This is a genomic window from Helicobacter sp. (genome assembly GCF_014799995.1).
Taxonomy (GTDB): Bacteria; Campylobacterota; Campylobacteria; order Campylobacterales; family Helicobacteraceae; genus Helicobacter_D.
Genome location: NZ_JAAVGY010000061.1, coordinates 1 through 22,081, shown reverse-complemented (window position 1 = coordinate 22,081; position 22,081 = coordinate 1). Strand labels below are relative to the sequence as shown.

20 protein-coding genes are annotated in these 22,081 nt (G+C 36.9%); 17 read left to right on the top strand and 3 right to left on the bottom strand.

The features are described from left to right. The first annotated feature begins 9 nt into the window (after positions 1-9). The 11 genes from HDT10_RS09565 to xseA all read left to right on the top strand — a co-directional run bounded on the left by HDT10_RS09565 (position 10) and on the right by xseA (position 10,630). Positions 10-834, top strand: a complete 825-nt coding sequence (locus tag HDT10_RS09565) for a plasminogen-binding N-terminal domain-containing protein (RefSeq protein ID WP_290882819.1) — start codon at positions 10-12, stop codon at positions 832-834. Positions 835-843: 9 nt separating this feature from the next. Then, entirely contained in the window at positions 844-2,223 is a 1,380-nt protein-coding gene (gene glcD, locus HDT10_RS09560) for a glycolate oxidase subunit GlcD (RefSeq protein WP_290882816.1), read from the top strand. Between the two features lie 67 nt (positions 2,224-2,290). Beyond that, positions 2,291-2,761, top strand: a complete 471-nt coding sequence (gene fabZ, locus HDT10_RS09555; protein ID WP_290882813.1) for a 3-hydroxyacyl-ACP dehydratase FabZ — start codon at positions 2,291-2,293, stop codon at positions 2,759-2,761. Further along, positions 2,758-3,564 carry an acyl-ACP--UDP-N-acetylglucosamine O-acyltransferase gene (gene lpxA, locus HDT10_RS09550; protein WP_290882810.1) on the top strand — a complete coding sequence of 269 codons (807 nt, stop codon included), beginning with the start codon at positions 2,758-2,760 and terminating at the stop codon, positions 3,562-3,564. Before fabZ ends, lpxA begins: the two co-directional genes overlap by 4 nt. Further along, positions 3,557-4,804, top strand: coding sequence for an ATP-dependent Clp protease ATP-binding subunit ClpX (clpX, locus tag HDT10_RS09545; protein WP_290882808.1), 1,248 nt, complete (start codon positions 3,557-3,559; stop codon positions 4,802-4,804). The genes lpxA and clpX overlap by 8 nt, the downstream gene beginning before the upstream one ends. A gap of 26 nt (positions 4,805-4,830) precedes the next feature. Further along, positions 4,831-5,865, top strand: a complete 1,035-nt coding sequence (locus HDT10_RS09540) for a rod shape-determining protein (protein ID WP_290882806.1) — start codon at positions 4,831-4,833, stop codon at positions 5,863-5,865. A 63-nt stretch (positions 5,866-5,928) separates the two neighbouring features. Beyond that, complete coding sequence (mreC, locus tag HDT10_RS09535; protein ID WP_290882803.1) at positions 5,929-6,777, top strand: rod shape-determining protein MreC; 849 nt, start codon at positions 5,929-5,931, stop codon at positions 6,775-6,777. Between the two features lie 204 nt (positions 6,778-6,981). Next, entirely contained in the window at positions 6,982-7,149 is a 168-nt protein-coding gene (locus HDT10_RS09530; protein WP_290882800.1) for a hypothetical protein, read from the top strand. 154 nt (positions 7,150-7,303) lie between these two features. Next, on the top strand, positions 7,304-7,429 hold the full coding sequence (locus HDT10_RS09525; RefSeq protein ID WP_290882798.1) for a hypothetical protein: 126 nt from the start codon (positions 7,304-7,306) through the stop codon (positions 7,427-7,429). A gap of 145 nt (positions 7,430-7,574) precedes the next feature. Then, on the top strand, positions 7,575-9,368 hold the full coding sequence (gene oadA, locus HDT10_RS09520; RefSeq protein WP_290882796.1) for a sodium-extruding oxaloacetate decarboxylase subunit alpha: 1,794 nt from the start codon (positions 7,575-7,577) through the stop codon (positions 9,366-9,368). Continuing rightward, positions 9,368-10,630 (top strand): exodeoxyribonuclease VII large subunit, encoded by a 1,263-nt coding sequence (gene xseA / locus HDT10_RS09515; protein ID WP_290882793.1) that lies wholly within the window; start codon positions 9,368-9,370, stop codon positions 10,628-10,630. The genes oadA and xseA overlap by 1 nt, the downstream gene beginning before the upstream one ends. 1,631 nt (positions 10,631-12,261) lie before the next feature. Here xseA and HDT10_RS09510 read toward each other — a convergent pair. Next, positions 12,262-12,879, bottom strand: a complete 618-nt coding sequence (locus HDT10_RS09510) for a class II aldolase and adducin N-terminal domain-containing protein (RefSeq protein WP_290882791.1) — start codon at positions 12,877-12,879, stop codon at positions 12,262-12,264. A gap of 9 nt (positions 12,880-12,888) precedes the next feature. Beyond that, positions 12,889-13,749: a M23 family metallopeptidase gene (locus HDT10_RS09505; protein WP_290882789.1), complete on the bottom strand. Its 861-nt coding sequence runs from the start codon at positions 13,747-13,749 to the stop codon at positions 12,889-12,891. Between the two features lie 276 nt (positions 13,750-14,025). Here HDT10_RS09505 and grpE point away from each other — a divergent pair, with 276 nt between their 5' ends. Continuing rightward, positions 14,026-14,577, top strand: a complete 552-nt coding sequence (gene grpE / locus HDT10_RS09500; RefSeq protein WP_290882786.1) for a nucleotide exchange factor GrpE — start codon at positions 14,026-14,028, stop codon at positions 14,575-14,577. A 43-nt stretch (positions 14,578-14,620) separates the two neighbouring features. Continuing rightward, positions 14,621-16,492, top strand: a complete 1,872-nt coding sequence (dnaK, locus tag HDT10_RS09495; RefSeq protein ID WP_290882784.1) for a molecular chaperone DnaK — start codon at positions 14,621-14,623, stop codon at positions 16,490-16,492. Positions 16,493-16,812: 320 nt separating this feature from the next. Here dnaK and rpsU read toward each other — a convergent pair whose 3' ends face one another. After that, positions 16,813-17,025 (bottom strand): 30S ribosomal protein S21, encoded by a 213-nt coding sequence (rpsU, locus tag HDT10_RS09490; protein WP_006803152.1) that lies wholly within the window; start codon positions 17,023-17,025, stop codon positions 16,813-16,815. 190 nt (positions 17,026-17,215) lie between these two features. Between rpsU and ccoG the strand changes: the two genes are divergently transcribed. The 4 genes from ccoG to prfB all read left to right on the top strand — a co-directional run bounded on the left by ccoG (position 17,216) and on the right by prfB (position 21,879). Then, entirely contained in the window at positions 17,216-18,577 is a 1,362-nt protein-coding gene (gene ccoG / locus HDT10_RS09485; RefSeq protein ID WP_290882770.1) for a cytochrome c oxidase accessory protein CcoG, read from the top strand. 61 nt (positions 18,578-18,638) lie between these two features. Continuing rightward, entirely contained in the window at positions 18,639-19,703 is a 1,065-nt protein-coding gene (locus HDT10_RS09480; RefSeq protein ID WP_290882768.1) for an AI-2E family transporter, read from the top strand. A gap of 55 nt (positions 19,704-19,758) precedes the next feature. Continuing rightward, positions 19,759-20,763 carry a tRNA 2-selenouridine(34) synthase MnmH gene (gene mnmH / locus HDT10_RS09475; protein WP_290882766.1) on the top strand — a complete coding sequence of 335 codons (1,005 nt, stop codon included), beginning with the start codon at positions 19,759-19,761 and terminating at the stop codon, positions 20,761-20,763. A gap of 9 nt (positions 20,764-20,772) precedes the next feature. Then, on the top strand, positions 20,773-21,879 hold the full coding sequence (gene prfB, locus HDT10_RS09470) for a peptide chain release factor 2 (protein WP_290882764.1): 1,107 nt from the start codon (positions 20,773-20,775) through the stop codon (positions 21,877-21,879). Positions 21,880-22,081 lie beyond the last annotated feature (202 nt).

Sequence of the window (22,081 nt, the reverse complement as noted above, 5' to 3'; positions counted from 1 at the left end):
TGTTTTGCGATGAAAGATTTAAGGCTTTTTAGATTCTATGTGTTTTTCTGTTTTTTCAGCACATTTCTCTTTGCTTCCCCCTTTGGCAATAAGATTATTGTCCCTATTGTAGAAATGGATAAAGATTCGGAGCATTATGCGTATGTGCCAGCATTTGATTTGAAAGTCGGCGAGAGTGGAGAGATTATTCGTTGGTTTGATAGAGAGCATTCTGGCATTGTAGCGAAAGCTGCAGTGATAGAGATTCGAGAGAATCTTGCAAAGATTGCCTTTGAACCCTTTGTAGGATTGGAACAAAGTGCATTTCCAACGCCCATTTTAATGCCGCAAAAAAATGATGAAGTGATTTTCCGCAGTTTTAATGACCGTGCTCTTTTGATTGCCCCAACGCAAGATATTTATGAGAAAATTAAAGCCGCATATCCAGAGGTTACTTGGCTGCATCCAGATTTGTTTGCAGCTTATTTAATGGAAGTAGGGCATACTGCACCTGTAAAGGGAGATTTTCGTAAGGTATGTGCGCAGTATGCGATAGGGATTGTTTATCTAGTGAATTTGAATGAGGGGCAAGCATTGGATTGTCAGACCTTTAGTGCTATAAAAAAAGACTACATTACGGGGCGCGCCCCGATAGAAGAGCGTATGCTGCCGTTTTTTTCGCGTATTGGAAGCAATAATCAAGCGTGGTTCTCTTATCTTTTTAATGATGTGAAAACACAAGATTATTATATTTATTTTGATGCGTTGGTTAAAGGTGAGATTCGTGATGAAGATGCAACATTTTTTGGAAGAATTACAAATTATTTCCTTAATGGTATTAAAGATATTTTTTAAGGACTTAAAATGACAGAACAAAATATCAGGGATTTAAAAGCAATTGTAGGGGAGGGTGAATGCTTTAGTGATAAAGCGCATTTGGCTGCTTATTGTTATGATGCAACCAAAGAAAGAAAATATCCTGAATGTGTAGTATTTCCCCACAATGAAGAAGAAGTGAGTCGTGTATTGAAATACTGCAATGAGCATTTGATTCCGATTATTCCACGTGGTGCGGGAAGTGGATTTACAGGAGGTGCGCTTGCGGTGCAGGGTGGGGTGATTTTGGCACTAGAAAAACATATGAATCAGATTTTAGAAATTGATATGGAAAATATGGTGGCTAGAGTGCAGCCCGGCGTTGTAAATATGCAACTACAAAAGGCGGCAGAAGCAGTGAGTTTGTTCTATCCACCGGATCCCGCAAGCGAACATTATTCTACTTTGGGTGGAAATGTAAGTGAGAATGCAGGGGGAATGCGTGCGGCAAAATATGGAATCACAAAAGACTTTGTAATGGCGTTGCGTGCAGTGTTGCCCAATGGAGACATTATCCGAGCAGGCAAAAAAACGATTAAAGATGTAGCGGGCTATAATGTCGCCGGGATTCTGATTGCAAGTGAGGGGACATTGGCTGTGATTACGGAAATCACACTTAAATTACTTAGCAAGCCGAAATATAAGCAAAGCGCAATGGGTGTTTTTCCTAGCATTCAAGCGGCGATGAATGCTGTGTATAAAACAATGGCAAGTGGAATCTCTCCTGTGGCAATGGAGTTTTTGGATAATCTTAGCATTAGAGCGGTAGAGGAGAAATTCCATAAGGGCTTGCCTAAAGAAGCAGGAGCGATTTTGATTACGGAGGTAGATGGGAATTTGCCAGAAGAAATTACATATCAAATTGATAAAATAGAGGAAAAATTTCTTGAAAATGGGGCAAGTCAATTTATCAAGGCAAATAATGAACAAGAAGCGGCGGATTTGTGGTTTGCGCGTAAAAATGCAAGCCCAAGCATTACGATTTATGGAAGCAAAAAATTAAATGAGGATATTACGGTTCCACGTTCTAAATTGCCCCAATTATTAGAAAGGATTGCAGAAGTTTCTAAAAAGTATGATGTTGTGATTCCGTGTTTTGGGCACACAGGCGATGGCAATGTGCATACAAATGTTATGGTAGATGGGAGTAAGCAAGAAGAATTAGAGAGGGGACATCAGGCAATAGAAGAGATTTTTAAAATTACTGTGGAACTCGGTGGCACATTGAGTGGAGAACACGGAATCGGAATCTCAAAAGCACCTTTTATGCACTTGGCTTTTAGTCAAGAGGAAATGGATTTATTTCGCTCAATTAAAAAAGCCTTTGACCCTAATAATATTTTGAATCCGGGAAAAATGGCATTATAATAAAATGGGAATTATTTGGGTTAATTTATTTTATGTTAAAATTTAATTTTAGTTTTAAGGATTTCGTATGATTTATGATGTGCAAAAAATTCGTGAGATTCTACCACACCGCTATCCTTTACTGCTCGTAGATAGGATTATTTCTTTGTCGCCCAATGAAAAAATTGAGGCATATAAAAATGTTACAATTAATGAGGAAGTCTTCAATGGACATTTTCCTATACAACCCATTTATCCCGGTGTATATATTATTGAGGGTATGGCACAAGCAGGAGGTGTATTAGCCTTTGTGAGTATGTTTGGGGATAATGCACAAAATACAGGCGATAAAATCGTGTATTTTATGAGTATTGATAAAGCAAAATTTAGGAATCCTGTTGTTCCCGGTGATAGACTTGTTTATAAGTTGGAAGTTTTGAAGCATAAAGGCGGAATTTGGGTATTACAAGGCTATGCCTATGTAGAGGACAAATTAGTCGCTGAAGCAGAATTGAAAGCAATGGTAGTAGATAACACGGAAAAAAAGGCGCAAAAGTGAGTATCGCAACATCAGCAAAAATCGCACAAACTGCTATCATTGAAGAGGGTGCAGTGATTGGTGAAAATGTAGAGATTGGGCATTATTGCGTCATTGGTAAAGATGTGAAGATTGGTAAAGATTGCAAACTTTATAATAATGTAACGATTCTTGGCAATACGACTTTAGGGGAGGGGAATGAGATTTTTCCTAATGCGACTTTGGGCACAAAACCACAAGATTTAAAATACCACGATGAACCCAATGAACTTATTTTCGGTAATTATAATAAAATACGAGAATTTACGATGATAAATCCCGGAACGGAGGGCGGGGGCGGCAAAACAATCATTGGAAGTAATAATTTGCTAATGGCGTATGTGCATATTGCACACGATTGTATTATTGGAGATTCTTGCATTTTGGCAAATGGTGCAACGCTTGGGGGGCATATTGTATTAGGCAATTATATCAATATTGGGGGTTTAACCCCGATTCATCAATTTGTAAAAGTGGGAGATTATGCGATGATTGCGGGGGCAAGTGCGCTTTCACAAGATATTCCTCCTTTTTGTATGGCAGAGGGGAATCGTGCAGTCGTGAGAGGGTTGAACTTGCATCGTTTGCGTAAAAACTTCGAGCATCATCAAGTAGATAAGATTCATAATGCTTATAAACGTCTTTTTTTTGGTAATGCTCCCATTAAAGAAATCGCAAAAGAGATTCTTGATGAGGGCGTAAAAGATTCTAATGTCCAAAAGATGTGTGAATTTATTATTCAATCCACGAGGGGAATCCCTTTTACAAGGAAAAATAATGAGTGAAAAAGTTTGTGATTTTTGCAAATCTAAAGAGTCTCAAAAGAATCCATTGATTGCGGGAAATAATGTTTGTATTTGTAAAAATTGTATTATTGCTTCGTATAGTTTGCTTGTTGGAGGTGAGCAGCATTTTGATGAAGAATCAGAATCTCTCAAAAGCGAAGAATTAAATATCGTCCCCCCTAAAGAGCTCAAGGCGGTATTAGATGAATATGTCATTGGTCAAGAAAGAGCTAAAAAAGTCTTTAGTGTAGCAGTGTATAATCATTACAAGCGTGTGTTGCAATCCAAAGGGCAAGAGGAGGAAGAGACAGAGATTGCGAAATCTAATATTTTGCTCATTGGTCCAACAGGAAGCGGAAAAACATTAATGGCACAGACATTGGCGAAATTTCTGAATATTCCTATTGCGATTTGCGATGCGACAAGCTTGACAGAGGCAGGTTATGTGGGTGAAGATGTGGAGAATATCCTGACGCGTTTGCTTCAAGAGGCAAATGGTGATGCACAAAAGGCGCAAAAAGGCATTGTATTTATTGATGAGATTGACAAGATTTCAAGACTTTCAGAGAACCGCTCCATTACGCGTGATGTGTCAGGAGAGGGTGTGCAACAAGCATTGTTGAAGATTATAGAGGGTAGTGTTGTTAATGTTCCTCCAAAGGGTGGCAGAAAACACCCCAATCAAGAGTTTATCCAAATTGACACCAAGGATATTTTATTTATCTGCGGGGGAGCATTTGATGGGCTAAAGGATATTATTGAGCGCAGAATCGGAGGGAATAGCTTGGGGTTTCATCATAAGGTGAATGAAAAAGTCGCCCAAGAGAATATTTTAGAGCAAGTAGAGCCAGATGATTTAGTCAGTTTTGGTTTGATTCCAGAATTGATTGGACGCTTGCATATGATTGCAACTTTAGAAGAAATTACCAAAGAAGCAATGATTGAGATTCTGCAAAAGCCAAAAAATGCCTTGACAAAGCAATATAAGAAACTCTTTGCTTTTGATGGAGTGAGTTTAACTTTCAAAGAGGAGGCATTAGAGGAAATTGCGAATCTTGCTATTGCACGAAAGACAGGTGCAAGAGGGTTGCGCTCAATTATGGAGGAAATTATGTTAGATATTATGTATGAATTACCAGAATTGAGAGGTTATGAGGTGGTTATCACTAAGGAGGCGGTTTTAAAGCAGGCAAAACCTATGCTAGTAAAACAGAAAAAAACAAGCAAAAAGAGTGCTTGAATCCACGATAAAGAAAGAGAGAGAATATGGTATTAGATAGAGTGGTTGGATGGTTTTCACACGATATTTCAATTGACCTTGGGACGGCAAATACGATTGTTTTAGTAAAAGGGCAGGGCATTATTATTAATGAACCTTCTGTTGTAGCTGTGCAAAATGATCGTTATGGTAAAAATAAGATTCTAGCAGTAGGACACGAAGCAAAAGATATGGTGGGTAAGACGCCGGGGAGTATTTTGGCGGTACGTCCAATGAAAGATGGTGTCATTGCGGACTTTGATATGACAGAGAAGATGATTCGTTATTTTATTGAAAAAGCACATAGAAGAAAAGCTTTAATGCGCCCTAGAATTATTGTTTGTGTGCCTTATGGATTAACAGGTGTTGAGCGCAAAGCCGTTAGAGAATCCGCCATTAGTGCGGGAGCAAGAGAAGTGTTTTTGATTGAAGAGCCAATGGCGGCTGCAATTGGTGCAGGCTTACCTGTCAAAGAACCTAAGGGAAGTTTGGTTGTGGATATTGGCGGGGGAACAACAGAAATTGGCGTGATTTCTTTAGGCGGATTAGTGATTTCAAAGTCTTTGCGCGTTGCGGGTGATAAACTTGATTTAGCCGTAGTGGATTATGTGCGTAGGAAATATAGCTTGCTCATTGGTGAGCGCACAGGAGAAGAGATTAAAATCCAAATTGGTTCTGCGGTTAGTCTTGATGAGCCGCTTGTAATGCAAGTTAAAGGGCGCGACCAAGTCAGTGGATTACTAAATACTATTGAACTCACGAGCGAAGATGTGCGGGAAGCAATGAAAGAGCCCTTGAAAGAAATTTCCAATGCCTTAAAAGATGTTTTAGAGCAAATGCCACCAGATTTGGCTGGAGATATTGTAGAAAATGGAATCGTCCTTACAGGCGGTGGGGCACTGATTCGTGGGCTTGATAAATACTTGTCCGATGTTGTAAAACTCCCTGTATATGTGGGTGAAGAACCCTTATTGTGTGTTGCAAAAGGAACAGGTAAAGCCTTAGAAGAGATTGATGTTTTGCAGCAGCTTTCTTATGAATAATTTCAAGGGATAGGGTTTTTTAAGATAAAAACAATGCAAAAAATGGCGAGGGTGAAAAAATAAGTGAAAAAAGTTTTGCTGTGGATTATCTTTGTATTTGTTGCATTGTTTATTTCTATGAAAATTTCTACCGAAGTGCAAAGTAAAATATTATTCTTTAGTGATAATATTAAGAGAGGCTTCTTAAATCTTAATAGCAATATGTTAAATGCAATTCAACGTCATTTTTATCAAGCAGAGCAGATTAAACAGCTTTCAGATTCTTTGAGAGATAAACAGCAGATAGAATATTTGTTAGAGGCTTTAAAAGTTGAATACAATGATTTATTGGAGTCTATTAATTCTCCTCTGCGTTTGAATCTCCCAGAACTTTCATTTGTGCGTATGCTTTCATTTGTGCGTATGAATGACTATAAAAAGATTTGGTTAGAGTATAAAAATAGCAAAGCATATCAAAATGGCACTATTTTCGGTCTTATTAACGATAATAAAGTAGCAGGAATTGCGATTTTGCAAAATCATCGTTTAGAGGGATTTTTGAATGGTGATGAAAAATGTAGTTATAGTGTAATGGTGGGCAATGAAAAATCACAAGGAATCGCAAAATATGACATTAATAGAGGTTTTGTTGTAGATTTCATTCCCCTACATCCAAAAGTTGAAGTAGGAGCAATTGTGCGAACGAGTGGTTATGATAATATTTTTTATTCTGGCATTTTAGTCGGTGTGGTAGAAGAAGTTGAGTTACAACAAGGTTATCAGATTGCTATTGTCAAACCTGCTTCAGATGAAGTTGCAAAATTTTATTGGCTTGTAGATGTTAAAAACGAAATGCCTGCCAATCTTGAAAATAATGTCACAGAATCTCAAGATGTTGCAGAAGTTGAATTGCTAAATACGCAAGCGCAATAGTCAATTTATCAAAGTTTTATTGATACAAGTTTAAATCGCTTGCCTAATAAATTTTTCTTAAACATATATTGGTCTGCTTCTTAAAAACAAAAATAAATTAATATTATCAATTTATTGACGGAATCTTATTAGGATTTCAAGATAATCTCAAAAGAGGAATGTAATTTGCTTTATATTTGGTAAGTCAAATATAAGGAGTAAAAAATGGAATTTCTTGATGAGGGACTTAGTTTTTGTAGTTTTTTTGAAGTAGTGGAATTAGAAGCCAATAAACAGGCAAACCAAGATAAAAAAGATGAGCATTGCAATGCGATTCACTTGAGTAGCACAGAACAAAATGAAAAGTTAATGATTCTGTATTCTAAAGAATAAGCAAGAAATGAGGGATTTATAAAGTGTTTCACGAGATTTACAATGACCGTAGTAAATTGTCATTGCGAGCAAGTTCGCAAAACTTGCGCGGCAATCTATAATGTTGGATTAAATTAATTATTGCAATGGAATCTCTAAAGTGGGATTTTAGATTATGGATTGCTTCGTCGTTACACTCCTCGCAATGACGCAGTGGTTGGCTTGTCGTCATTGTGAGATTCCGCAAGGAATCGGGGCAATCCATAATCTTGCACATAAAGATATTCAGTACAAAATTTAAAATTATTTCGGTTTGGATTCTAAAATTTATGTGATACGAAAATAATCATTATGGATAAATTTAATGCAGAATTCTCACAATCTACCGAAAACATTGCAATTTGTTGTTATAATATAAACTCAAAAATTTAAATTTGGAGTTTATAATGATAAAAATTACTGAAAATAGCTTAAGAGATGGACACCAATCGTTGCTCGCAACGCGTATGCGCACAGAAGATATGGTAGAGGCGGCACAGCTTTTTGAACAAGTAGGATTTCATAGCGTAGAAGTATGGGGCGGGGCGACTTATGATACTTGTTTGCGGTATTTGAAAGAAGACCCTTTTGAACGTTTGGCAATTTTTAAAGAAATTTTCAAAAAAACTCCAATACAAATGCTCTTGCGCGGGCAGAATCTCATTGGTTATCGGCATTATGCTGATGATGTAGTGCGTGAATTTGTTAGGCTCTCTGCTCAAAATGGGGTAGATATTTTTAGAATCTTTGATGCACTCAATGATATTCGCAATCTAGAAGTTTCTATACAAGAGGTTAAAAAGCAAGGCAAACACGCACAGGGTGCAATCTGCTATACTACTTCACCCGTGCATACAATCAAAAATTTTGTAGAATATGGCAAAGAATTAGCAAGACGCGGTTGCGATTCTTTGGCAATTAAAGATATGGCGGGGCTGATTACTCCTAATGCAACCTTTGAACTTGTGAAAGCCTTAAAAAATGAGATTGATTTGCCTTTGGCATTGCATACGCACTCTACTGCCGGATTTGCCTTTGGCTCACATTTAAAGGCGATTGAAGCAGGGGTGGATATTGTGGATGTTGCTAATTCTGCTTTGGCTGAAGGCACAAGCCATCCTTGCACGCAGTCTATCGTAGCGGCTTTGCAAGGCACACAATGGGATACAAAACTTGATTTGGAAATAATGGAAAAAGCCGCTGAAATCTTGAAAAGAAATCGCCGAAAATATAAGAAATTTGAATCTGAATATAATCAAATTGATACTCGCGTTTTGGTGAATCAAATTCCCGGTGGTATGATTTCTAATATGGCAAACCAACTCAAAGAACAAAACGCACTAGATAAAATGGACGAAGTGTTACAAGAGATTCCCAATGTGCGTAAGGACTTCGGTTATCCTCCTCTTGTTACGCCTTCTAGTCAAATTGTCGGCACACAGGCAGTGTTGAATGTCCTAGCGCAAACGCGTTACAAGACGCTTACAACAGAATCTAAGAATATTATTAAGGGTTATTATGGCAAGACCCCAGCTCCTATTGCTAAAGAATTGATTGAACGTATTCAGGCAGAGGGGGAGGAGATGATTGTCGGGCGTCCAGCAGACAAGTTAGAGCCAGAGTTACAAAAAGCAAGTGAAGAATCCCAGAGCTTTGCCAAAAGTGAGACAGATATTATTTCTTATGCAATGTTTGGCGGCATTGCGAAGAAATTCTTGTGTGAGAGAAATGAAAATCGCCTAAGCCCAGAGGCTCTCACGACTTTTGAGGGGGTTAATGCTCCAATGCCAAGAGAATTTACGATTAATCTGCACGGCGAGACTTATAATATCAAAATTGAAGGAAGTGGTGCAAAAGATGAAAATGTGCGACCATTTTTCGTACGTGTTGATGGGGATTTGAAAGAAGTTTTAATAGAATCTCACGATAAAGATTCTTCAAATAAGGTAACCAATAAAAAATCTGATTCCTTGCCGCAGGCGAATCTTCCGGGACATATTATTTCACCAATGCCGGGTAATTTAACTAAGTTAAAAGTGCGCGTAGGGGATAAAATCAAAGAGGGCGATGTCTTGGCTATCGTGGAAGCAATGAAAATGGAAAATCAAGTTTTGGCAACGATTGGCGGAGAAATTAAAGAAATCTATGCCAAAGAGGGACAGCAAATCAGTGCAAATCTTGCGATTATGCTTGTAGAATAATGAAATCTTTAAGCGTTAGCGAGCTGAATGCACAGATAAAGAGTTTGCTTGAATCTACTTTTTTGTATGTAAGTGTCAGCGGAGAGGTGAGCAATTTTACACACCATTCAAGTGGGCATCTTTATTTTACATTAAAAGACAAAGATTCTAGCCTAAAGTGCGTAATGTTTCGGGGAAATGCTGCGCGTTTAAGATTCCAAATTCAAGAGGGTATGAATCTCGTGCTTCAGGGTGCGATTAGCGTCTATCTTCCACGAGGCGAGTATCAGTTAAATTGCGTTAGCGTACTGCCAAGTGGAATCGGAGAATTAACATTAGCCTTTGAACAATTAAAAGAATCCTATAAGAATAAAGGTTATTTTGATAATAAAAAACCATTGCCAAAATTTCCTCAAAAAATCGCCTTGCTCACTTCTAGCACAGGGGCGGTTCTGCACGATATGTTAAGAGTTGCGCAGAAGCGGTGGAATCTTGTAGAATTTGTTTTACTTGATACGCTTGTGCAAGGGGAGGGGGCAAAAGAAAGCATTGCGAATAATATCCAAATTGCAGATAGTTTAGGAGTAGATTGCATTGTATTGGCTCGCGGTGGAGGAAGTTTAGAGGATTTGTGGGCTTTCAATGAGTCTTTAGTGATTGAGAGTATTTTCAAGGCAAAAACTCCTATTGTCTCGGCTATTGGGCACGAACCAGATGTTACTCTAAGTGATTTTGTCGCGGATTTGCGCGCTCCAACTCCTTCAGCAGCAATGGAATCTTTATTGCCTGATAAGAATGAATGGCTATTAAATTTGGACGCAATGCAAAATATGCTCAATGAAAAATTGATGAAGATGATACAAAAAAAATCTAGCAAACTTCAAGAGAGCGCATTTTTATTAGAGAAAAATTTGTTTTTCAACAAAATAGAACAGACAAAACAAAATTTGGATAATTTTTCTTTGCTTTTAGAGCAAGCAATCCAGCATAAAATTTCCTTGTGTGCATTAAAGTTGCAGAATCCAAGCTTTCAGATTCATTTAAAAGCCCAGCAATTTTTAGCTACAAAGTCTATGCAATTAGAGTTGTTTAAAACACAATTAAATGCCAAAAATCCTGAAAATTATCAAAAAAATGGTTATGTTTGTGCTCTAAGCAATGGCAAAAGAATCAAGCATTTAGCCGAACTTACTCCTTATGCAATATTAGAATTGCAAGACAAAAGCGCGACTATCAAGGCGGAAGTAAAAGAAATTTTCAAGAGCAAGTTAAATTTGTGTTAAACCTAATTGTGTGAGTTATGCTTGCAAATGTTTTTTATAATTTTGAATATTTGAAAGTAAAATCTTATTCGGATTTCATCAAAGAGAGAATTTGATTATCTAAAGAAGCCTTTGCTCATTGGCATTATGGAATCATAAAAAAGAATCCGCAAAATGTCCATTTTCTTTATGGAATGTGGAAATCAAGTAAAAGATAAATTAAACACAAAAAACTATAATGATTGTTTTTTGAATCCTTATTGATTTTTTCTCTTTCCTTAATAAATTCCCCATTATCTGATATGGGTAGCAAGACAATTTTGATTTGTTTTCTATTGTAGGTACGATAAGCCTCTGTTTCTACACAATGCGAAGCAACAGTAAGAACAAACTTAATTTTATAATTTGCAAGATGGTAAAAGAGATGATTTTTCTTGACTCATCAAGGCTTTAATGATACTTTCTATATTTTCTTTTTTGAGCTTATAGGGAGTATTTTTTGCATAATTTTTGCATTGTATTAACAAAGTATGGGTTGAATGGAAAACAATCAAATCAATCTCGCCATCTTGTTGTTCCTAAGAGGCTATTTTAAAGGCAATATAGCCCTTGTCTCTATAATGTTTTGCGACAAACTCTTCGTATTTATCACCTTTTTGTATATTCTTGGCACTTTGTTTGTCTCGTTGGTGTTATATTTTGGAAATTTTGCATTCCTTACCCTTGTTTTTAAAAGCTAAAATTATATATTGAAGCATATCGGTTTTTTGTTGAAAATCTTAGAAAAGATTTTTTTTAATCCTTATTTCAGAGTTTATGTCAAAACTTTAAATTTGGGTATAATGTAAATAAAGGCTTTCTGCTATGCTATATCCTTTTAGTGTGATTTTTTTAGTTGTGCAAACAACTAGGAATTTCTATCTAAATTCTCTCCTATTACCTCAAGTATCAAAGCTTGCTTAAAACATGCAAGCCCTTATTGCATTTTACTATTCCTTTTTGTGCTACAAACAAGAATATAGATTGATTTAGAAGTAGAAAAGAGGAAACGTATGTGATGGGTGGGAGATTCCTAGAAACCACAAGGGTGGCAAATTCCTTGTGGAAAATTGCAGAGAGGCAATCATTCAAGTCTTAGCCATTCTCTTATTTCCTTAGAAAATAGAGTAACCAAGATTGTAAGGATTGCAATGCAGAAGTTTAGAAGTTCCAGCATTATGGATTCCTTATTATGTGAAATCCTCCCACGTACCCAACTAAATAATCAAAAAAAAAGCCCAATCCCAAGAGGATTGAGCATATTTCACATAATAAGGTCTGCAACCTTTTTAATCCATTCTGCCAAATGGATTAAAAAGGTTATAGCATAAAAAGAAATAAAATGATAATACATAATCATTTGAAGAGAACCTATTCTATTGTTCTTTTGCTAATGGTGTATTTAGTTAGATTCTAAGGGGGGAAAATCCAAACCACTCAAACAATTTCATTGTTTAAAGATTGGAATCTTGTTTATTCTTTTTGCTTTCTAATTGGTATAGAGAGGAGGTATTTTAAGATTCTATTCTTTTGGAATGCCAAATTTATGTGGAGGGGAAGAGATTGGACTATTGCATTATTGTAGGGAGTATGAGAAGCAAATATGAATCTTTCTAAATATCAAATAAATCTTGCGTTTGCTTACTCCCCTCAAGCAAACTGCTAAAATGCAAGATTCTGCATGTGTTTTCTAGGAGGGCGAAAAGCTTAGATAAAACTTGTAAATCACGATGATAAGCATAGACTCCATAACCACGAATCACCATAATTTTTTTACCACTTTCTTTAAAATACCGATTGATTTCTACATCGGCGCGCTCATACCAACTATCAAAGTCTTTGGGGTCATACACATCAAGCGTTCCAAGAACTTTGTAGCCAAAGTAGTCTTTAGGGATAATTTTATTATGCGTTAGAGTATAAGAGACGCTGAAAGGCGGCATTACATAAGCAATGTATTTAGCATTTGGGATATTTTGATATAGCAAAGAATGGATAAAAGCGTCCATACTTGCATCATTCCAGCGATAGTCTCTCTTGTGATAGAGTGTAATGAGGGAATCTTCATCTAAATCATCAAAAATCGCGTCTTTTTTGTTGATGAGAAAGTGCCCCTCTTCTAATTTTGTGGAAATAGAGCCGTGAAAGATTCCAAAGAAGTTTTTGCGAAACATAGAGAGGGAAATCGTTTTAAGATTTTGTAAGACTTGTTTGTCTAGCATAGAATCCATTTTGTTTCCTTAAGGGTTTGTAAAAAGTGCATTGGCTTGCGTGATAAAGTCTAGTGGATCTACTTGTGCTCCACGAACAAGAATCCCAAAATGCAAATGCGGTCCGCTAACGCGCCCTGTCGCCCCGCTAAGCGCAATCAAATCTCCCTTTTCTACAATTTGTCCTACTTCTACTTTTAATTCGCTACAATGATAATACATACTAAAGATTCCTTCCCCGTGGTCTAAGACGACAGAGCCACCCGCCAAAAAACGATTTTTGGCAATCACAACTTTACCCCGATTGCTTGCATAAATTTCTGTGCCAATTTTTGCCCTAAAGTCTGTACCGCTATGATAACTTTTTAATTCGTTATTAAATACACGCGCACTTCCAAAGGGGCTTGTAATCACGCTTTGCATAGGATAAATAAACACAGAATCCCAAAGTCTTGCTTGGCTATAATTGCTATAAATCTTATTTGCCTCTTCTCGCTCTTGTTTGATTCTTTCTTGATTTTTGGGATTGGGTTTGACTTTATTAGGGCTTGCTTGGATTTGCTCTTTGGTGTAATTTCCCGCAATCACTTGGATAGATGCGCCATTTTCTAATGGAATCGTAGAAGCAGGAGTGCGATAAGGAATAGAAAGAATCGCGATTTTTTGGGATTTATCTGTTGGGTGTGGAATCCAAGAGTAAGTTTTTTGGTTGATTTTAATAGGTTTTGGATTTTGCGTTTTGGTAGATAGAATAATCGTTTTGCCATTTTCTACTTGAAAGGTTGTAGGTGTAGAAGTGGAATCTTGCGCCAAAAATTGAGTATTGAAAACCATAAAAACCAAAACCAATAATTTTTGGAATGTTGTTTTAGGGGATTTTAGAATCATCATTGGAGTTTAACCTTAGAATTAAAGTATAAAAAGTTTAAGAATAACAGAGTTTTGCTTAAAATCAAAATGAGATGAGGAATAAAATTCCTCAAACTTTTAACACAAAAATTTATCATTCGGAATAGATTGCGCATAAATTTTTAAGAAAGTTTAGTTTATTTTGTTAATTTAACTTGACAATAATAGACTAAAGTTATATAATTTTGCTTGAAATTTAGATAAATAATTGCTAAAATTCAATTTTTAAGTTATTCAAAATCAAAATAAGGAGCGAAAGTGCAAGAAGAGCAAAACGAAAATCAATCTTTTGACGATTCGCAAGAAAAAAGTGAATTACAAGAAGAAACAATAGAAGAAGCAGATTCTAAAGAAGCATTGCAGTTGCAAATCAATGAGCTAAAAGACCAATATATGCGGGCTTATGCGGATTTTGAAAATACTAAAAAACGTTTGATTCGTGATAAGGACCAAGCATTAGAATATGCGTATGAAAAAATCGCTAAAGACTTGCTTCCAAGTCTTGATACGCTTGAAATTGCGTTAAAAACGATTTGCGATTCTAAAGAAAAAAGCGAAAATCAAAATGAGATTCTAAGCAAAATTGAAGAGGGAATCGCATTAACTTTGGATAATTTGCTAAAAACACTAGCAAAGCACGGAATCGAACCCATCTTGACAGAGGGAGGGTTTGACCCCAATTTCCACGATGCAATTATGCAGGTGCAGAGCGAGGAACATCAGTCAGGCGAGATTGTTGCAGAAATGCAAAAAGGTTACAAATATAAAGAAAGGGTTTTGCGTCCCTCTATGGTAAGCATTGCGAAGTAGCCATAGGAATCGCAGAGATTAAATTCAAAATAAAGGATAAACAATGGGAAAAGTATTAGGAATTGATTTAGGAACAACAAACTCTGCAATGGCAGTATTTGAAGGTAATGAGGCAAAGATTATTGCAAACAAAGAGGGTAAAAATACGACCCCTTCTATCGTGGCTTTTACAGATAAGGGTGAGGTATTAGTTGGCGACCCTGCAAAACGTCAGGCAATCACAAATCCAGAAAAAACAATTTATTCTATTAAAAGAATTATGGGATTGATGTTTAACGAAGAAAAAGCGCAAGAAGCCAAAAAACGTCTTCCTTATAAAGTTGTAGATAGAAATGGTGCGTGTGCGATTGAGATTGCGGGTAAAGTTTATACCCCACAAGAAATTTCAGCAAAGATTTTGATGAAATTAAAGGCAGACGCGGAGAGCTATTTAGGTGAGGAAGTTACAGAGGCAGTCATTACCGTGCCTGCATATTTCAATGATGCGCAAAGAAAGGCAACCAAAGAAGCGGGAACGATTGCAGGATTGAATGTATTAAGAATCATCAACGAGCCAACTTCTGCGGCTTTAGCGTATGGTTTAGATAAAAAACATTCGGAAAATATTGTGGTTTATGACTTGGGTGGAGGAACATTTGATGTTACCGTGCTTGAAACAGGGGACAATGTTGTAGAGGTTAAAGCAACAGGTGGGGACGCATTTTTGGGCGGAGATGACTTTGATAATGCAATCATTGATTGGGCAGCAGCAGAGTTTGAAAGCGAAAATGGAATCAATCTCAAAGGCGATGTAATGGCTCTCCAACGTTTAAAAGAAGCCGCTGAAAATGCGAAAAAAGAGCTAAGCAGTGCGCAAGAGACTGAAATCAACTTGCCTTTCATTACCGCAGACGCAAATGGTCCTAAACACTTGGTGAAAAAGCTTACGCGTGCGAAATTTGAAAGCCTCATTGAGCAATACATTAACCAAACGATTGACAAAATCGCAAATGTTATTAAAGACGCTGACTTGGGCAAAAGTGAAATTAACGAAGTCGTAATGGTAGGTGGTTCGACTAGAATCCCAAAAGTGCAAGAGAGAGTCAAAGACTTTATCGGCAAAGAATTGAATAAGTCTGTGAATCCCGATGAAGTCGTTTCTATGGGAGCTGCGATTCAAGGTGGTGTGCTTAAGGGTGATGTCAAAGATGTATTATTGTTAGATGTTACGCCTTTAAGCTTGGGAATTGAAACCTTAGGTGGCGTGATGACAAGGATTATTGAACGTGGGACAACGATTCCAACCAAGAAAAATCAAGTGTTTTCAACCGCAGAGGATAACCAACCTGCTGTTACGATTCAAGTGCTCCAAGGAGAACGTGAGTTAGCACGTGATAATAAAATGCTTGGGAACTTTGAACTAAGCGGAATCCCTGCTGCTCCTCGTGGTGTGCCACAAATTGAAGTTACTTTTGACATTGACGCCAATGGAATCTTAACCGTGAGTGCCAAAGACAAAGCAACAGGCAAAGAGCAAGAGATTAAAATCACAGGTTCTAGCGGATTGTCCGATTCTGAAATTGAAAAAATGGTCAAAGACGCGGAACTCAATAAAGAAGAAGATAAAAAGAAAAAAGAAATCATTGAAGTGCGCAATCAAGCCGATAGTCTAGTGTATCAATCACAAAAAAGCCTAGATGAAATGAAAGATAAAATTGACGCGAGTGAGGCAGAGAAAATCCAAGCGGCAATCTCTGCTTTGCAAGAAACACTTAAAAACGAAAATGCCACCAAAGAAGAAATTGATGCAAAGGTCAAGGCACTGACAGAAGCAAGCCATAAACTCGCAGAAGCAATGTATAAAAAAGATGAAAATGCGCAAGGTGGCACACAAAACAAAAAAGATGATGATGTGATTGACGCGGAAGTGGAATAAATCTTTTAGAATCCCTTAGGGGATTCTTTTTGCATAAATTTAAAGTGTTATTTTTTAATTTTTAGATTTCTATAACATAATTTTAAATTTAGCCGTGTTTAGAAAATTTATAATTTTTTTATCATAAATATAAAAGACTATCATTAAAATTTTAATCCTAAAAACAAGGAAAGTAGCAAAAAGCTATTGCAAAAGTTTGAATCCTAAAGCAATAATATAAATTACCATTGCTTCAAAGTTATTGTCATTAATGTAACGAATGAGAAAAAATCTTGCAGTTAATTAAGATTGTAAGATTCCATAATGGAATCTTACTTGCTTTAGAGCCTTGATTCGTAGCGGCGAAGCATATATAAGCGTTTGAGCATTTTTTTGCGTGCGCTGATTTTTTGCTTTTTGCGCTTTTCAGTTTTTGGTTCAAAGAATCTTCTTGCGCGACTTTCGGTTACAACAAGGTTTCTATCCGCTTGTTTTTTGAACTTCCTGTAAGCGTCATCAAAAGATTCGTTTTCCCTGACTTTAATTCCCGGCATCTAAATCACCACCTTTGTGTATAAATTTAGCTTTAATAAAAAGCTTCGGATTCTAACGTAAAAACTTTAAGAATCAACTAAAATTGATTGAAAATGATTCAGTATTTGAATTAAGCGAATAATTTTATTTTTTCCTTTATTATGGTAATATTTAAGTTTTGCTAGAAATCAAATTCTTAAGGAGAATGAAATGAGTGTCAAGGAACGCCTATATTTCAAGAGACGTTATGTGATGTATGGGATTACTACGATTTTATTATTCTGTATTCCTTTTATTAAAATTAATGGTAATCAGATTTTCTTGCTATCTTTTGACCATAAGCAGTTGCATTTGTTGGGTGTTGCTTTTGATATGCAAGAGTTATATCTAATGCCATTTTTGTTGATTTTAATGTTTTTGGCAATTTTCTTTATGACAACTCTTGCAGGACGCGTATGGTGTGGTTGGGCTTGTCCGCAAACCATCTTCCGCGTGCTTTATCGTGATTTGTTGGAAACTAAGATTTTAGGTTTGCGCAAACGAATGGAGAATCGCCAACTAGAACCCGATATGAGTTTAGGAGCTAATAAAATCAAAAAGGCTATCGCGCTTGTAATTTGGGCTATTGTGTCATTGATAGCGGCGTCTAACTTGATGTGGTATTTCGTTCCGCCGACTGATTTCTTTAACTATATTCAAAATCCGCTAGAACACAAATATTTGTTTATTTTCTTGCTAGGATTCACGATTGCATTAATTGCTGTGGTTGTGTTTATCAAAGAAAACTTCTGTATTTATATGTGTCCTTATAGCCGCGTGCAGAGTGTTTTATATGATAATGACACCATTATGACGGTATATGATTATAAACGAGGTGGGGAGGTTTTTGACGCTAAAGGAATCAAGCTGTGGAAAAAGCCAGAAGTGCCCAATGCAGAATGCACAGGTTGTGAAGCCTGTGTCAAAATTTGTCCTACACACATTGATATTCGTAAAGGTATGCAATTAGAGTGTATCAACTGCCTTGAATGTTCTGACGCTTGCACCAAAGTAATGGGTAAGTTGGGCAAAGCAACCTTAATTTCTTGGACTAGCCCACAAAGTATTGAGGACCGCCAAAAAGTGCGTTATATGCGTTTCAAAACAATTGGTTATATTGTTGCTATGGTTGTTGTGTTTTCAGGGCTTTTGATGATGAGCTCTAAAAAAGAGGATATGCTTTTAAATATCAATCGGCAAGAGCTTTATACGATTCGTGAAAATGGGCGCGTAGAAAACTCTTATGTTTTCTTGTTTCAAAACACCCAGAAAGAAACCTATGAGTTTTATTTCGAAATTGAAGACAATGCAAACATTAAAATCAAGCGTCCAAGCAAGCCATTCCGTATTGAAGCAGGAGAGAAATCTAAGCAAGTTGTCGTGCTTTATACTGAAGCAAACCTAGCGCAAGACGCACAAAAAGACACGCACATTCCATTGAATATCAAGGCTTATGCACTAGGCAGTGAAAAGCCGATTGAAGTCTTTAGGAAAAGTGTATTTATCTTTCCACCAAGTAAAGCATTGCAGTAAAATTGATAGAATCGCTAGGCTTTTAGCTTGGCGATTTTTAAGTTTATTATAAAGGCAAAGTATGCAGAAAGCTGGAATCTATTTTTTTCTTGTTATTTTTGCTTTGACATTATTTGCTCTATTTAAGCTCTATTCCCCCTTTTTAATGAATTTGTTGATTGCGTTCTTGCTCTTTATCGCAACGCAAAATATTTATTATGCGATTTTAAGGCGCATAAAATCCCGATGGATTTCTACTTTTTTGCTTACTTTCTTGCTTGTAGTTCTTTGCTTTTTGCCTATTTTTTATATTCTTTTAAACTTATTAACCCTAGCGACTAATTTAGAATTAGGGAATTTTCAGAATTTTTTATCCGATTTGCAAGTGCGCTTAGGAGGATATGGCAAAGAAATCTTTGCCTATATGCCAGAGTTGTTGCAAAAAGAAGTAAATGATTGGCTAGCGCATTTTTCTACGATTGATTGGAGTGAGGTTGCAAAAAGAAGCTTAAGCATTGTTGCAAAAATTTCTCAAAATAGTTTTTATTTTTTGAGCGATACATTATTTATTTTGGTGTTTTTATTCTTTTTTTATTACTATGGAAGTGCATTGGGGCAGTATTTCTTAGGATTGATTCCTATGGAGACAGCTTATATCAAGTCGCTTTATAATGAAGTCAGTGCGGTGATTAGTGTTGTGTTTTATTCCTCTATTTTTTCTATGCTTTTGCAGGGCACATTGTTTGGAGTCTTAATGGCTTTTTTTGGATATAATGCTCTTTTGTTGGGTGTTTTTTATGGTTTTGCCTCACTTGTACCTGTGGTGGGTGGAAGTTTGGTTTGGTTACCCATTGCAGGATATGAATTATATTTGGGAAATTATAGTTATGCAATCATTATCGCATTGTATTCTATTATTATCATTGCAACATTGGCGGATAATGGGGTGAAGCCCTTGATTATCAGCTTTATTAACCGCGTATTAATCAAAACTCCACTTAAAATTAACGAGATGTTAATTTTCTTTGCCATTCTTGCAGGGCTTACAAGTTTTGGGTTTTGGGGTATTGTCTTTGGTCCCGCAATTACCGCGCTATTTATTGCGTTGCTTAGAGTTTATAAGATTCTTTATAGAGACAAAGTTTAAACAAAATATCTTTGGATAATTTTGTGATTCTATCTTAAGTGCTTAGAGGAGACAAATGACAAAAGCCATTCCAATTGGAGAGTTTTTAAACACAGATTTATCTTTAATTATTGATGTGCGCTCGCCAAGAGAATATGCAGAATCACATATCGTAGGGGCGCAGAATTTCCCCGTGTTAAACGATACAGAATACCAGCAGATTGGCACGCTTTATCGTCAAGATTCTTTTAAAGCAAAGGTGATAGGAGCGAGTTTTGTTAGTCAAAATATCGCAAAGCATTTATTGGTCTTGAAAGATAAGATAAGCCCGCAAAAACCCTTTGGCATTTATTGCGCACGCGGTGGTATGCGAAGCCACGCGTTTTTTATCGTGTTGCAGAATATTGGTTATCAAGTCGTGTTATTAGAGGGGGGCTACAAATCTTATCGTAAAGAAGTTTTAAAGTCTCTTGAGGGCTCTCCTGCGCAGCATTTTGTTACGCTTGTGGGACAAACAGGGGGTGGCAAGAGTGAAATTATCCGCAACTTTAGCGATTCTTTGGATATTGAGGGAATCGCAAATCATTTGGGCTCAAGTTTCGGTGCGATTTGTGGGAAGCAGCCAAGTGTAAAAATGTTTCAAAATTTGCTTTTTGCGCGTCTTAGAGCGTTGGAGAGTGCCCCCTTTGTTTTAGTTGAGGGAGAGAGTAAGAAGCTTGGCGGGCTTATTTTGCCTACTCCACTTTATCAATCTTATCAAAATGCCCCTAAGATTCTCATTGTCGCACCATTGGAACAAAGAGTGCAAAGAATCGTAACGCAATATGGTAAAATTTCATCTCAATTTTTTGAAAATTCTATGCAAAAGATTGCGCCTTTTATGAAAAAGGAATTTTGGAGGGAGGCTAAAAGTGCCTTTTATGCTAGAGATTTAATGCGCACTGCGGAGATTTTGCTACTAGAATATTACGACAAAGTCTATAAAAAAGAATCTTATCTTTGCGCAATTTCCTATCAGAATCTTTCCCAAGTCATTGCGGATATTCAGGATTTTGCCACAAGATTTTATCATTTAAAATAAAGGAAAAATTTGGATAATTATGAATATAGCGAATTATTAAAAGAATTAGAAATCAAGCGTCAAAATATAGAAAAAATTATGCAGCCCCCGCGTCTTAAAGAGCGGATTTCAGAGATTGCGGGCTTGGAGCAGGCAAAGGAGTTTTGGGAAGATACCAAAAGAGCAGGGGAGTTACAAAAAGAAAAAAAACGTTGTGAGCGTCAATTAGAAAAATACAACACGGCAAAGTCTGCCCTAGATGACGCAAAGGAATTGTTTGAAATTTCTCAAGATGATTTGGAGAGCTTAGAGCTGCTTTTCGCCGAATCTAAAGAGCTTGAAGAGCAAATTAAAAATGCAGAAATTGAAGTAATGCTAAGTGGTGAGTTAGACGCGAATAATGCAATCTTTACAATTACGCCCGGAGCGGGTGGCACAGAATCGCAAGATTGGGCGAGTATGCTTTATCGTATGTATTTGCGGTGGGCAGAGAGAAGAGGCTTCAAAGTGGAATTGTTAGATTATCAAGAGGGAGAGGAAGCGGGCTTAAAAGATGTTAGCTTTATGATTAAGGGAGAAAACGCCTATGGTTATGCTAAGGTAGAGAATGGAATCCATCGTTTGGTGCGCATTTCGCCCTTTGATTCTAATGCTAAACGGCATACGAGTTTTACCGCAGTGCAAGTGAGTCCAGAGATTGATGACAATCTTGAGATTGAGATTGAAGAAAAGGATTTGCGCATTGATACTTACCGCGCTTCGGGCGCAGGGGGGCAACATGTCAATAAAACAGAATCCGCGATTCGCATTACACATATTCCTACGGGCATTGTGGTGCAATGTCAAAACGATAGGAGTCAGCACAAAAATAAAGCCACTGCATTAAAAATGCTAAAGTCCAAGCTCTATGAGCAAGAGATTCAAAAACGTGAGGAAAAAAACGCAAGCGAGGATAAAAGCGAGATTGGCTGGGGACATCAGATTAGAAGTTATGTGCTAGCCCCCTATCAGCAGGTGAAGGATTTACGCTCTAATCTTGCATATAGTAATGTGGAGGCGATTTTAGATGGAGATATTGATTCTATGTTAGAGGGTGTTTTGATTGCTAAAAATGCAACAAATGAACGTGAAATTTAGCCAAAACATTAAAGGAATAAGGAATGGATTTTTTGAATTATAAAAAAGCAGACACAAACGAATACCAAAATGTAACACCAGAAGCATTTTTTAAAGAAAGGAGAAGATTTCTAAAACTTGGTGCGGGAAGCTTGGTTGCGGCTTTAAGTGTAGAGCAACTTTTAGCGACAATGGGAGAGGATTTTGCTTATCGTTCTATGAG